13 protein-coding genes are annotated in these 14,307 nt (G+C 40.9%); 2 read left to right on the top strand and 11 right to left on the bottom strand.

All coding sequences use genetic code 11. The annotated features are described in order from the left end of the window. The first annotated feature begins 500 nt into the window (after nucleotides 1-500). On the top strand, nucleotides 501-1,094 hold the full coding sequence (locus tag MNQ98_RS09315; protein WP_241932919.1) for a DUF6414 family protein: 594 nt from the start codon (nucleotides 501-503) through the stop codon (nucleotides 1,092-1,094). A gap of 489 nt (nucleotides 1,095-1,583) precedes the next feature. On the opposite strand, the gene MNQ98_RS09310 is transcribed toward MNQ98_RS09315, so the two are convergent. Further along, on the bottom strand, nucleotides 1,584-2,315 hold the full coding sequence (locus MNQ98_RS09310; RefSeq protein WP_241932918.1) for an N-acetylmuramoyl-L-alanine amidase: 732 nt from the start codon (nucleotides 2,313-2,315) through the stop codon (nucleotides 1,584-1,586). A 400-nt stretch (nucleotides 2,316-2,715) separates the two neighbouring features. Between MNQ98_RS09310 and MNQ98_RS09305 the strand changes: the two genes are divergently transcribed. Further along, nucleotides 2,716-3,441: a stalk domain-containing protein gene (locus tag MNQ98_RS09305; RefSeq protein WP_241932917.1), complete on the top strand. Its 726-nt coding sequence runs from the start codon at nucleotides 2,716-2,718 to the stop codon at nucleotides 3,439-3,441. A gap of 501 nt (nucleotides 3,442-3,942) precedes the next feature. Here MNQ98_RS09305 and MNQ98_RS09300 read toward each other — a convergent pair. The 10 genes from MNQ98_RS09300 to MNQ98_RS09255 form a co-directional block, all read right to left on the bottom strand. Then, on the bottom strand, nucleotides 3,943-4,680 hold the full coding sequence (locus tag MNQ98_RS09300; protein ID WP_241932916.1) for a hypothetical protein: 738 nt from the start codon (nucleotides 4,678-4,680) through the stop codon (nucleotides 3,943-3,945). Between the two features lie 109 nt (nucleotides 4,681-4,789). Beyond that, nucleotides 4,790-6,094 (bottom strand): ATP-binding protein, encoded by a 1,305-nt coding sequence (locus MNQ98_RS09295; RefSeq protein ID WP_241932915.1) that lies wholly within the window; start codon nucleotides 6,092-6,094, stop codon nucleotides 4,790-4,792. Continuing rightward, the gene (locus MNQ98_RS09290) at nucleotides 6,091-6,807 is read right to left on the bottom strand and encodes a LytR/AlgR family response regulator transcription factor (RefSeq protein ID WP_241932914.1); all 717 of its coding nucleotides are present in this window, start codon (nucleotides 6,805-6,807) and stop codon (nucleotides 6,091-6,093) included. The genes MNQ98_RS09295 and MNQ98_RS09290 overlap by 4 nt, the downstream gene beginning before the upstream one ends. Nucleotides 6,808-7,631: 824 nt before the next feature. Beyond that, nucleotides 7,632-7,772 (bottom strand): cyclic lactone autoinducer peptide, encoded by a 141-nt coding sequence (locus tag MNQ98_RS09285; RefSeq protein ID WP_241932913.1) that lies wholly within the window; start codon nucleotides 7,770-7,772, stop codon nucleotides 7,632-7,634. Beyond that, a complete protein-coding gene (locus MNQ98_RS09280; protein ID WP_241932912.1) occupies nucleotides 7,756-8,298 on the bottom strand; it encodes an accessory gene regulator ArgB-like protein in 543 nt (180 codons plus the stop codon). The genes MNQ98_RS09285 and MNQ98_RS09280 overlap by 17 nt, the downstream gene beginning before the upstream one ends. Next, nucleotides 8,288-8,917, bottom strand: coding sequence for a hypothetical protein (locus MNQ98_RS09275; protein ID WP_241932911.1), 630 nt, complete (start codon nucleotides 8,915-8,917; stop codon nucleotides 8,288-8,290). Before MNQ98_RS09275 ends, MNQ98_RS09280 begins: the two co-directional genes overlap by 11 nt. A 23-nt stretch (nucleotides 8,918-8,940) precedes the next feature. Next, nucleotides 8,941-9,246, bottom strand: coding sequence for a hypothetical protein (locus MNQ98_RS09270; RefSeq protein WP_241932910.1), 306 nt, complete (start codon nucleotides 9,244-9,246; stop codon nucleotides 8,941-8,943). A 390-nt stretch (nucleotides 9,247-9,636) separates the two neighbouring features. Continuing rightward, entirely contained in the window at nucleotides 9,637-11,067 is a 1,431-nt protein-coding gene (locus MNQ98_RS09265) for a DHA2 family efflux MFS transporter permease subunit (protein ID WP_241932909.1), read from the bottom strand. 125 nt (nucleotides 11,068-11,192) lie between these two features. Next, the gene (locus tag MNQ98_RS09260; RefSeq protein ID WP_241932908.1) at nucleotides 11,193-12,506 is read right to left on the bottom strand and encodes an NtaA/DmoA family FMN-dependent monooxygenase; all 1,314 of its coding nucleotides are present in this window, start codon (nucleotides 12,504-12,506) and stop codon (nucleotides 11,193-11,195) included. A 319-nt stretch (nucleotides 12,507-12,825) separates the two neighbouring features. After that, the gene (locus MNQ98_RS09255; RefSeq protein WP_241932907.1) at nucleotides 12,826-13,440 is read right to left on the bottom strand and encodes a helix-turn-helix domain-containing protein; all 615 of its coding nucleotides are present in this window, start codon (nucleotides 13,438-13,440) and stop codon (nucleotides 12,826-12,828) included. Nucleotides 13,441-14,307 lie beyond the last annotated feature (867 nt).

Raw genomic sequence — 14,307 nt, 5'->3', positions numbered from 1 at the left:
TAAGACAAACGAATGTAGTAAAGGTTTAACAAAACTCGATTGTTCATAAATAAAGTATGCTCTCACATCAAATCATCTCATTTCAATACCAAATCGGTATTACTATTGAAGAGGGTCTAATATCCTCATCATACGATCCGCCAGTTCCGTTGCTGTTTGTTGTGACTCTAATTGTTTTTTTGATTTCGTAATCTCCAACAAAATTACCGTTATTATCAAAAAAACCAGGACCCAATTCTCTATAATAGTATTTAAGAAACGTATATATATCTTCTGTAGTAGAATTCAGAAAATAATACGCTCCGTATCCAGCTACACCAGCAGCAACAACTTTTTGCTAACCTATTGTCCAGTTTTGCGCCCAAGCGGCAAAGGATGCTGCAAAAGCTGCTTTAGTTGCTGCGTTGAATTTTTCACTCAAAGACCGATCTTCGTTCTTCATGTATGTGTAAGGTGTTGGATAAGAAGTAGCTCTGGTTTGCAACTGCGAGTTAAGTATATTGTTCATTTCTGTAATTGCTTCTGGTGATGCATCTTTTAACCTTATATTACCACTACCAACCTCAAAATCAACTAATAGTGGTAGTGTCGATATCCCATTTATCATTTCATCACCAAGTGCTAAATTACTGTACAAATATAATGGTAACAATCATTATGAGGAAACAGTTTCTTTAACCCAAACCGACGCTGGAAAAGAAATCATCTCTAAACAGTTACATGATAACGCCCTTGATGATTTTGTAGAATACCTTAACAAAAAACAGCTATTAAATATTATAACCGATGCTACAAGCGGAGAAGAACAAATAGGTAATTATGTGAAAATAAAGTCGACTTTCAATTTGTTTGATTTAGATTATTTAAAAAATTTAACAAATTCCGATTCTATGCGAGCTATAATTTCGCTTACTACCGAAAACCTTACCACACCAAAACAGAGCAAAGGTAAGCAAAATCAACGCCTCGAACCTGCAGTAGAACGAGGTATCAGAGCCATTGATACTATATTAAAATATTTGACTTCTATACTCCCTACTCAGTTGTATCTAAAGCAAGGTGGTTACATCGCTCCTTTAGTCCGATTATCTTAGAGAAAGTAGCAGTGAGCTTAATTTCAAATATGGCGAGGGCTCCAGTATACAGGTAACTTTAATAGGTAGGGTAACTAAAATATTTAAATCATTCGAAACTAATATTTTTAAAGAGGACGGAAATTTCATTGAATTATCTCGAGGAGTTAATGAAGTGGTCGAGTTAGTGCTTTGTGAAATGAAATCAATAAAAAAAGGAGATGCTATCGTATCTCCCATCGCTATTTATTTCGAATAAGGGTCCTGTTTTTTGACTTCTCTTTCATTTCTGCTTTAGTCGCAGCTATACGATCAGATACATTCTTGAACTCTTTATCAAAGAGTTCTTTTTCTTTTCGCGTTTGCATAAACCCTTCACCGCAATCAATAATGTATGTTCTTTAATTATGGTAATACATCCTAACATTTATGAAGGCGGTTTTAGGGATGGTTTCAGGATGATTTATGTATAAAATAACCCCACCAGCCTAAGCCAGCAGAGTCTATGTTTTATTTATGAGAAAGGTTATTTATAACTCGACTTAGCACAATCGCCATTTCTTCCCGTGTGATCGGAGCGCCTGGACGACTACCATCAAAATATTTTTTATCAGTCATGTCTTTCCACACTGCTTCGGCCCAAGGACTCACAATATTAATATCTCTTTCCTTTGTCACTGGTTTCCCCTCCTTTTTATTTAGTCCGAGATACTTAGCTATACCTTGTACATGCCCCTCAATCAGTGCGTCAATGACTTCCTGACGCTTAAGCTTGGCAGCATCCGAAGCCACATCGATAAACAGGTTCTCTGTCAATACGGCTGGCATTTTGCTCTCGCGAACCATGTGCAGGTTCTTTGCTTTCTGCCCCCGATCGATCACGCCAAATGGTTTTAATGCGACCATGATCTCCTTGTGAAGAACATTCTGTAAAGCTACAGATGCCGGCTGTGAATTGATATATCTAAAAGTCTCAAAACCACCGGCTCCACCCCCAGCGTTACAATGGACAGAAACAAGAATATCAGCTCCAGCTTTATCTGCCGCTTTGGTTCGTTCAGATAACTCCAAGAAAACATCTGTGGATCTGGTTAGCAGCACCTGCACACCGTCATAATTATCTTCCAGACGTTTCTTTACACCCAAGGATACATCCAGCGCAATATCCTTTTCTTTCAACCCATTTCCGACCGCGCCGGAATCTTTACCGCCATGACCTGCATCAATCCATACCTTTTTCACGATCACTCACCGCCTTTACAGGTTGCTTTACAGCTTATTGACCCAATACAGCAAAGGGCTTTAACAAGGATGCCTTGTAGAATTGCCTCTACGGTCCAAACTAGCAAACCGGTTGTTAGTCCTACCGCAAGGACAAGGATAATATATAAGATACTCTAGTCTGGTATTTTCGGTGTTCGCATAAGCCCAGCAGACATAATAAAAGCAGCTACTCCCAAAACAAAAGCCCCGGCAAATATACGCCAGAGCCATGTTTGAGCGGTTCTCAATTTTGTCTAATCTATGAAGTGCATGACCCTTCCCACTCTCTCTATATAAAAACTACTCCCAAAATATAAAACCCCATCCAAAATCTTCCGTAATAAGTGTTATACTTGACTAAAAAAGGAGATGTATCATTTTGAACAAAAAAATCATTAAAACCGTCGCCACTTTAGCGCTCGGTATGATGATCGGATCCGTAACAATTGCAGCAGCTGCCCCTGGAACTATTCAAGCCGTCCTATCCAAATTCTCGTTTGTGGTGGATGGTCAAAAACAAACCCTCAAATCAGACCCGATTGTATATAAAGGCACCACATACCTTCCGGTTCGTGAGGTTGCTGAGATGTTAAATGCTGAAGTGTCTTCATTCGATAACAAGGCTAAGAAAATAGAATTAAAGACAAAAGGATTACAAACAACATCAAATCCCCAATTAGGTTCTAATCAATCAAGCGCACCACAAACACCATTGAAACTCAAGCTCAATGAAACTGCTACGAAAGGTGATATGACAATAAAAGTGAATAGTGTAAGTTACACGGATTTCATCCCTTCAAAGCCTGGAGAAACGTCCGGTATGCTTGCAGAATCAGGACACAAGTTCGCCATAATCCAATATGAAGCAACACTTAACGCAGAGCCTACGGACAGATTCGCATGGGGTGCATTAGATTTTTTTGATCATGCTGTTATCGGTAGTAAGAAAATAAGTTCAGCCACTTCCTACAACCATAACAATTTGTTCGCCGGTGAGACTAAGATTATTCAAGTTTCGCTTTCTCTGCCAGAAAACTTGGATATTACCTCTGTCACTTTTAGAAACCCTAGTAATAACTCGATTTTTGGAACCCTAGATCTTTAATAATCTCCTCCACCTCTCGATTGTGGGAACAACTGAGAGAATAGGTTGGCAACTATACGCCCAAGTCCATTGGGCGTTATTATAATTTCATGCCATCCTCGTTGGAGCCCTGTCTCTCTTTATATATAAGAACCCCCCGGATAACCGAGGACATAAAAAAAGCAGATTGATTTTCACCATGATAAAGTCTCCATCTCGATTCTTTGGGAAAACGCGCAAAATCGAAATGGAGTATAGCGGGGATCGGCAGCCGGGACAGTACCGCACTTCTGGACAAAATGTCCACACGTAGCAGGGCTTGTCTGAAAAAAGGGCAGCACAAAACGCGACCACGCAAAAGAACTGCGGGACGCGTCTATTTAGAAGATTTACATTGCCTGTGCAGATGATAAAGGTATCACCAGCATGGAGAAACATCCGCCGCCGCACGTTTTTTTTCTTTTCCGCTTGCGCGGCGGAGATATGACCCAACTTCTTAACGCTCTACAAGTTCGGTCATTATTATTCAGTAGGGAGTAAAATCTCGTTTCCTTCTGCAACGCCAATTAAAAATTGGCCTACTTCTTTTGGAATATATGCTACCAATTGTACAATGTCTATACCAGCAACTTCGGTATGAATGTAGTAATTGCCATCGGAAGTTTTATATAAGGTATCGCGGGCACTGATGACTAATTTGCTATTTGGGTTCACAGCCGTTTTTGTAGTCTCCCGCCAATATACGATTTTATATTGAACTTCTGCATCTTTAGGAATTTCGCTGAAAAACCGCCAATCTTCCATGTGTTCATTTCTAACATAGTCTATAATTTCACGGTTGTCGGTAATCGTGCGGAGCAACTGACTTTCATCTGCCGACCATATCTCAATTTTCTGTTTTTTGGTCATGTCAAAATCATCATAGTCAACATCTGCCATTGCTTCACGAATGTCCTCGGCCATTATATTTCGCATGGAATCGGAATTCATCTCACTCATGGCTTCATTCATGGCCTCATTGACTGTGGCCGTAACAAATTCAACCATTGCTCCAAAATCACTGGCGGCTATTGCTTCTGCGACAGCCTGACTTGTAATTTGACTGATAGAATCTGATATGGCCCCATCTGTCGCCTCATTGATACTCTCAGACACAGCTTTTTGAACTGATCGCTCAACAATCCTTTGTGCGCTAAGTGAACAGCCTGATGTTGTTGCTACCATGAAAATAACCAATATTGATATAGCTAATTTTTTCATTAAAATATCCTCCTTGCGTCGCCTGTTTTTGTTATAAACAGTATAGCGCCACCACAAGGAGGATTTATTGATGTTGTCAAAATTGAACACTGTACTCGTTAAAATTGGTTTATAGGCCATAAAGCACTATTTCTATCGTAAAAGACTCAGGTTGACTTTTAATACACAATGATCCGTTCGGTTCCACCTTTTGCAGCACACTTTTAAGCCCCAAGCCGTGACTCGTCCGGTCAGTCTTGCTTGATACCGGAAATTTCCCTTCCCACGCGCCGACTTCTTCTGCTGTTGCATTTACGATACTGATGACCAACGACTGATTGACATAGGCCAAGACAATACGCACCCAACGCCTCTCTTTCGGTAATTTTTCACAAGCCTCTCGTACATTGTCAAGCAAATTGCCAAAAATAGTAGACGCCTGATCAAACGTGAGCTTCAAATCCGCAGGCACATGGACATCTGTTTCCATGGTGATATTGGACTGCTTCAATTCTGCAATTTTTATGTTCAGAATCGTATCTAAGGTGGGATTGCCGGTCATCACCGCTTGTTCGTAGTGACCGATCTGACAGGAAGCCTCCCACAGATAATGCTCCAAAGCTCCCTGATCCCCTTGCGTGGCGAGTGTCGCCGCAGCGTTTAGGTGGTTTCGCACATCGTGATGTATGGTGCGTATTTGGCTGTGGAGCCGCTCCAACTGTTGATAGTGCTTGTTTTGCAGTTGTAACTGCTGCTCCAGTAAGTGCCGTTCACGGTCGGACTCGGTAAAAGCGGCAAAGCGGTCGAATAGCACAAACAGCGCAATGTTAATAAACAATAAAGCCAACATGACCACGATCTCAATCGTGTAAGCATAAGGCCCTTCACGGCTCATAATGTGATCAAACATCCCAAAGTATACCAGAATACTGATGACCGAGATAGCTGTGAGAAGTGCCCATATAGAGGGCGGAACCACTTGCCGCCTCTTGCGGCCAATATATCCTGTTGCCTCAAGTATAAGCCAGAAGCCCATGTGGTACATAACCTCTATAAGCCAATTGTTTTTATTGGGCATTGGCGTTACAACCAAATCATAGGCGGAAAGCCAAAGACAGGCCACCACAAACAACACAAGGCTGAACAGGACTTTTTTTCTTCGGTTTGTTTCACGAAAAAGAGGCAACAAAAGGAGACTACTGATCAATGTTGCAGGCGGCGTGGAGGTCGGCCGATGATGCGCCAAAATGAGCCGCCACACGATGGCGGTTATTGCTCCTAATCCAAGAGCCAGAGCAAATATTTTGTTTCTGCTAATGGCAGGTCGGCCATAAATACGTTCGTACAAACGAGCGACTAATACCATATCCACAAGTCCAAACATGAATTGCAGCAAAAACAGATATACGAAATCAATTGACGGAAAAATGTTCATTGGAAACCTCCCCGCCGTTTGAGAAAGGATATATGACCCTGTTTCAATACTATTTGGTATTTACGGCTCACCGGCAGCTCTACACCTCCGGCAAGTTCCACCTCGTCTTGTCTGATTACGCGGATACACTCCATATTTACAATATAAGATGCGTGAATTTGGGTGAACAGATTTGCGTCCAGCGTGTCCGCGACCTTTGAAATTCGCTCATAGTATTCCACGGTTCCCCCTATGCTGTGAATGCGCACTTTTCGCCCGGCTCCCTCAAAATAGGAAATTTCCCGGTACGGCAATTGCCGCTTTTCATGGCCTATCTGAAAAAAGAAAATCTGGTTTTCTCGCCGGATGTGCTCAACTGCGTCCTGCAATACGACTTTCAGAGCATCAAATTGCACTGGCTTGCACAAAAATCGGAACGGAAGCACCTTAAAAACCTCATAAACATACTCCTTGTGACTGGTAACAAATACAATAAGGGCGTCCCGGTCTGCTTTCCGAATACAGGCGGCGGTTTCAATTCCGCTGGTGTGCGGCATTTCAATATCCAACAAATAGATATTGAATCGCTCTTCGGTTGTATTCATATAGTCCATTAACTCAGCACCACTACCGAATACGTCCAGAGATAGGTTGCCGAGCTCCATTTTCCATATCATATCTTCAATTGAATTGCACACCGAAATGTCATCGTCGCAAATTGCTAACTTAATCATTTTGTCCTCGCTATGTATAAATAGTTATTGAATACAGTCTGTGCGTAAATTTATCATCAACCAATCTGATTATTCGGTGATCTACTGTTTTTAAGTATATTCGGATAATTAAGAGCCTGGCAAGCAAAACGACTACACCTTCTGACTGATATGTAGATATCATTATCCGCTTACCACTGTACCCGCAAGCAATTCAAATGTGCACAAAATTGCTTGTTGGGGTTCCCCAAAACCCGCGCCACTTGTGGACAAAATGTCCACAAGTCCCGGCGTACCGCCGGATGGTTACGTCATGCCGCTACTGCGCCATTTCCTTGTCTTTCTGCGCGTCCATCAGACCGGGTAACCGGCCAATACTCATTGTACCACTACGGGACACCCAAGGATGCCGCGTTTTTTTTATGTCTGCACATTGGATCAGGATTTACAAGACCTTGAACAGTTGCGAATTTCAGAGGACCAAGATGCAAAAGTCGGTCACAAGAGCGCGGATACATCGTTCTTTTGATACAAAACGCATCTTGCCATGACCGAGGAACGGATAAAGCCCTCCTAAACAGCAAAAGACGACCCCATCCCCAAAAATCGGGATAAGGGCCGTCTTTTGTTTCGTGCTCTCTTAGCTGTTCTGTCAAAACCACAGGTTCTTCAGTGGCCTCTGTACATCAAGGAGGTTTCTTCTTTTTATGTAATGGTTATTTGGTGCTGAAAACTTAATTGGTGCATTTATCCTGCTTAACAATACTGAGATTTACAATTCCTGATTCTCCATCAATATCCCGTGTAACAGACAGATATTGCATTGAATCAGCCCCATTCTAAATTTATTTCAACAACTCTTCAGGTGTATCACCGCTATAGACATAAACAGGGCTAGCGACATTTACGAAAAATACTGCAACCAACGTCAAAGCGGAAGCAATAGCAGCAAAAGTGCTGCGTTTAGCTTTATTGATCAGTGTCATGAAGTTCACCTCCTTTCCAGTGAATCAAGCTCAAAGCTTGGATAAAAAAACAAACTGCAAGCGTTGGAGATTGAATCAAAATATTTGAAACAACAATCAGACTACTGATGACTCTTAGTTTAGAGTAATGAACCTTCGGTATTCTGGACTGCTTTTCAATCCTGCTGGGAGCAAAGATGCCGACAAGCAAGAGACTGATAATATTAAATATCTGAATATACAACACTGGCAGTTCGATGAACGATATCCCCGTAAACAAAACTGTTGTAACAATAATGCACCAAGCCCCCGTTTTTAAATGAACCCCGCCCGAGAACTGTCTGAGAAGTGCAAATCCCAGTAATGCGGTTAATGCCTGTTTTGTGTTTCCAGTTATAGATGAAGCGATCAATGTAAAAGAGATTATTAGTACGATGTTTAGTACAATAGCTATGGCATGCTTAAGAACATTTACTGAGGATTTATGTTCTGGGACTTGTCTTTTGATTCCCTCTGCGATCTTAAGAGCTGCGGTTTCAATCATCATTCGTAACACTCTCCTCTGTTCGGATCATGTAATAAATGAACAGCCCAAAAGTAGTAGCGAAAAAAATGATATTAATCCAAATTCGGTTGTAATAGAAAACCACACTAACCAGAAGTAGAACTGTAACAATGAGAACCGTCATTACAATATGCTCGAATTTGAATCGCAACTTTTCAAAATCAAACGAGAATCCAATTCCAAACCTATACATTAACCAAGATAATAATAAGGCTGTGGCACCTGAAATTAGTTGAAGCACGTATGCATCGATTCCTGGTGTTTGAACCTCCTCGACTGACTCAAAGAGGGCCATAACATAAACGGTTTGAATTAATGCGTACAATACATAACCAAGTATTGTACAAGTCGCTGACCATAATACTGGTACTTTAATGACCGTCGTAAACAAAAAGATGAATATTACGATGGTAATTAATGGTGCAACAAAAGCTAGTGAAAGTTCATTACGTAAAATAAAACTTTGTAAATTTGCAAACAGCATCACGAATAATGCTTGCCATATGTACTCGGATGTTTTAAATCTAAACAACGACATTATCAATGAATAAATGGCCAGCGTTTCAATCATTGAACAAAGCATAAACCAAAATGCTTCCACCAAATTCCCCCTAGACCTTTTATCTACTTTTTGTTGCGCCACTCCTCAATCTTGTCCTGATAGACCTGAATTGTGGTCTCGAACCAAAATGGACGAGATCCAACAATAAAGTCGGGATCAGGGAAGAAGCGAGTTTTTCGTGTATGATGCATATTCTTAGGGTCAACTCCGAGGGCGTCTGCAACTTCTTTATTACCAAGAACACGCGGGAACTTCATACCTGCAATAATTCCCCTCGCCTCTTCCAACTGGTTAACAAGCTCTAATATCTTCTGTCCATTCTCTCCCCCTATCTCATCAGCCAATATACGGTACTGATTCAAGGTCAAGTTCAACCATCTCCTCGTGATTTACGTATTGTTATATTTTGACGTTGACATAAATGTATGATATTATCGTATAAAAAACAAGTCTTCATCTTACATTTTTTATCAAAAAAACAAAACCTCAAAACAAAGTTTTACCTATTCTTTGTGAAAACTTCAATCCATTCCCGCCTAAAGAAAGACCTCACCAGCTAAGCCAGTAAGGTCTTTGTCATCGATGCCATCGGATTGCACTATGGTACTACCGTTAATGTTGAGACAAGCATAATATATTTGGGATATGTTGTAAATAAATACCCAGGAATTTCATTTAAATAATCCTCGCATTATGATGTCAACCACTGGTTTTTGTTTTGAGCCGTGAAATAAGAGTTTTAAATTATTCAGTAAGCCCTATTTAACGCGAGAAGATTTGATGAAGAAGGAAATAATTAAACCAACCATAGCTATAATTAGAGTGAATATAAAGGAGTCCTGTACTCCCGCTGTTAATGAAGCTCCAATTGAAGAAGGGTCAGATAGATCAGTCATATTGTTCATATATCTTTTCTGAGAAGCGGACATAATCGTAATCGCAACTGCAGTGCCAATTGCTCCCGACATTTGCTGTAATGTATTCATTAAAGCAGTACCATCTGGGTAAAGATTTTTCGGTAATTGATTTAGTCCATTTGTCTGAGCAGGCATCAAAACCATCGATACACCTATAAATAGAATGGAGTGCATCACAATCACCATACTAACCGGCGTTTCAATGGTGACGTTTGACATGATCCATAACATGATAGACATGATCGCAAATCCAGGTATAACAAGTCCTCTTGGTCCGAATTTGTCAAAGATACGACCTGTGATCGGGGACATTAATCCATTCAGCACACCACCTGGCAACAAAACAAGCCCCGCGGTAAATGCAGTCAATGCTAGCCCTGTTTGCAAATATAATGGCAACAAAATCATCGTGGACATTATTACCGTGAAGCAAATAAATACGGCCAATAAACCTAGAGTAAACATTGGATATTTTAATACACGTAAATCAAGCATCGGTTCATCCATTTTTAATTGTCGCAAAGAAAACAAGGTAAGTGCAGCAAGGCCTATAATAATCATCGTAATCACAATCGTGCTTCCCCAGCCATTCTCACCCGCGCTGCTAAAGCCATAGACGATTCCGCCAAAACCAATCGAAGATAGGATAATAGATAATATATCAATTTTGGGTTTAGTTATGGTCGAAACATTCTGCATATACAATATACCCGATACCAACGCAAGAATTAGAAACGGTAAACAAACCCAGAAAATCCAATGCCAAGTTAGTTTTTCAAGAATTAATCCTGAGACTGAGGGTCCAACTGCGGGTGCAAACATAATGACTAACCCTATTAGTCCCATTGTTGCACCTCTCTTATTGATGGGAAAAATCAATAAGATCGAATTAAACATCAGGGGCAGCAATAATCCCGTACCTATAGCCTGAATCACTCGAGAAAACATTAATACTTCGAAGCTTGGTGCAAGAGCTGCGACTAGTGTCCCAATAATTGAAAAAATCAATGACACAATAAATATTTGACGTGTACTAAACCATTGAAGTAAGAGACCCGAGACAGGAACTAATATCCCCAAGGTTAATAAATAACCTGTTGTCAGCCATTGAACCGTGGAAGAACTAATAGAAAATAATTGAATTAAATCCCCGAGAGCCATGTTTAAAGCCGTTTCACTGAACAATCCAATGAAACCAGCAATTAAGAAAGAAATTAATATTGGAGTAGTTTTAATCACTTTTGTTTGCTGTGTTTCTGCTGTTGAAGACATGAATAATCCACCTCAAATTTTATTTTGTTATAAGCGTGTCGTTAGTCCGAGCAGATTAATCTTTAATTGCAACTTTTTCAGCACTTCTTTTGGGAACTTGGTTGAACCTAAAATAACGTCTGGCTTCAATCAGTAATATTAATCCCTAAATGCTCACGCAGGGTGACACCCGTATATACACTTCTGAACAAACCTCTTTCAACCAACTGCGGCATCAGCTTTTCAAAAAATATTTTCAAAGATTTTTCTGAACCGCCCGGAATAGCTATAAATCCGTCAATAGCTCCAGCCTCAAACCGCTCAATAATATCGTTCAATACGTCCTCAACCGTTCCAACGGAAACCCAGTGAGCAGACCCGACAACCTCCGGCCTTGCCAATACCTCTTCCACTGTAGGCTGATGTTTTGTAATATATCGGCGCAACAGCTCAGCATGTGTTCGGCTGCGGACTGGCTGATTCGGATCGGGAAGCATATCGGAAGTTACGTGACGATCCAAAGCAAAGCTGCTCAAATCAAGACCCAGCACAGATTTAAGCGATGCATGTCTGCGCTCAATAGTCAAATGTGCATGTGCAGCCTTATGTAATTCATGGGCTTCCTCGCGAGTTTCGGCCAAGAAAAAATATAAACCTGGCAAAACTCTTATGGCGTCCGGATCACGCCCATGCTCCATAGCTCTTCTTCTCAGATCATTTCGCAATTCCACTCCCGATTCAAGGTCTGGCATCGCTGCAAAAATAGCATCTGCTATTGAAGAGGCAAAATTTCGTCCTGTATCCGACGCACCTGCTTGAAATAAAGGAATTGGTCCCGATTTATGGGCAGGCAAAGTAAGTGGTCCCTTAACACTAAAAAACTCACCTGAATGATTAATTGGGGAAACCTTATCCTTATCAGAAAACATGCCTGACTCACGGTCAATAACAATGGCTTCACTCGGAAAACTCTCCCAGAGTTTGCGTACGACATCAGTAAATTCAATTGCTTTCGCATATCTTTCTTGGGGTGAAGGCATAGGTGACTCACCGAAATTTTCGGCACCTTCAATAGAAGTGACAATATTCCAGCCAGCACGTCCATTGCTCAGCCAATGCAAAGACTGAAGCTGTCTAGCAACAACATACGGTGGATTAAAAGTCGTAGAAATAGTCGTAACTAGCCCGATCCGCTCGGTTTCACGAGCAATCGCTGCAAATATCATAGTAGGGTCAGGGCTACCAAAATTAGCGGAATCGCCGAGCATCTGTGGGCTAACATAAAGATAATCCGCCCTGAAAAGAAAATCGAGCTTTGACTTCTCCGCCATCTTTGCCAAATCAATGTAAGGATCAATTGAACCCATTTTTTCCACACCGCTGTCTGGGCGCCGCCAGTCGCCTCCTTTCAACCAAGCAGATAAGACTAATCCAATACATAATTGTCTATTTACAGTCAATACTACCAACCCTTCCTATATAGTAAAAATAGTTTTGCGCCCAGGAAATACTCTGATCAGATGCTGGCTCTAGAAGGCGACTAGTTAATAATGATTCTCATTATCAAAATATAGTGTAGCAAGGTCTGCAACAAATGCAAATGAACAAATCACAAATGCTATATGCATTATTATCTAATCCAGGTTTACTGAATGATGATTTAGCCGACATGTAGGATAGGGCTACGGTGAAACAGGAAGGAAAGAATGAAACAAAAGGGAAGAAGCCTGCACTCCAGGTTCATCACCAGATTGCAGGCGTAATACATAAATCAGAAACTCAATATGTATGATTATCTAATTTATGTGTGTATGCGGAGGGAGACACACCAAACTTCTTTTTAAACACTCTACTGAAATATAGCGGATTGGCATAACCGACACTGATAGCAATATCGCGGATGGGGAAATTGCCTACTTTAAGTAAGTCACTAGCTCTTTCCATACGATAATTGATAACATAGTCGATTGGATAAAGCCCAGTATATTTGTGAAAGAAGTATGAGAAGCGCTTGGGACTCATTGCATGCAGCTCAGCCAACTCGTCGATTGTCAACGGATTCATATAATGCCTGTTTATGTATGCAAGAGCCTCCTCTATCACCCTTTCACTTGGAGAACTGCCACTCTCTCGATGCTTGTAACTCACCAGAACATGATGCATGACGCTAAAAAATAATTCCTTGACACGAAGCTTCCCAATACCTCTAAGTGTATTGGCATTCTGATGGAGCATGATAAGTAATTCTAGCACTCTCGGATTTGCTCCCGCTTCCAGTTTGAAATGAGAGTCGCATTCATGACCGCTATATACTTCGTCTAACTTGTCAAATCTAGAAAACAGTAAATAGTACTCGTACTCTGATTGACCTATAACTTGCGCGTCCAGTTGCATGCCTGGAGCCCCATGAAATACTGATCCTGGATGTAATTCATAGACGTTCCATTCACACACATTCTAGCCTCTCCACGAATTACAAAAAGAAATCCATGCCTGACGGTCCTAAATTCACTTAATATACTTTTCGGCTGGATGACTAAACGGTGGACACCTTCTATATCATAGAAACCGCTAGCAAAAATCTCGGCTAATGCACCTGCTCCCTATCCAAACATTGTACATTTGGGCTACTTTCATTAATGCCAAACAACAAATCTATTTCTCGAGGTGTCAGCCTGGCCGCTATTTGTTGGGGATCAGTCAGGCTATACACAAGATTAAACATTCACTTAACAGAGCATTCAGTCATTATATAAATGGCAATTTCACAGTAGTATTTTATCATAGGACCAGAATAAGCGTTTAGGTCTTACGAACAACGCAAAAAAGTACTCAAATATTTGGTTAAGCGAACCTGCCACATCTTATTTTCGAACCATCCGTATTGGACATTCCACATAAATTTAATCCAGCAACTTATGCTCCCAACAGCATATTGATCAACGCCGCTTCAACCTTTATCATCATTCTCTGCTTTACCACTATTTGTGATACGGTTCACCGCACTTCATCTTCAACTAAACTGCTCGTTAGTTGAGAAAAGGCAGCCGATCACAAGAATCCGACTGCCTTCAATAGCTTTATTGAGCTATCGTTTCCCGTTAACTTAATCTCTAAAGACTAATTCTATGTGAAGGCTTAATTGCTTTAATAATAGCCGATTGAATGTAATCATCTAAATTAGTCCCAGGTATCCAGTTCTTGATGAATTCACGGGACTCATCCTTAGATTCAACTACTATTTCACTAAAACCACTCTTC

This window comes from Paenibacillus sp. N3/727, from assembly GCF_022637315.1.
GTDB lineage: Bacteria > Bacillota > Bacilli > Paenibacillales > Paenibacillaceae > Paenibacillus_AQ > Paenibacillus_AQ uliginis.
The sequence above is the reverse complement of the archived record's forward strand: the minus strand, read 5'-3'. Positions and strand labels throughout refer to the sequence as shown.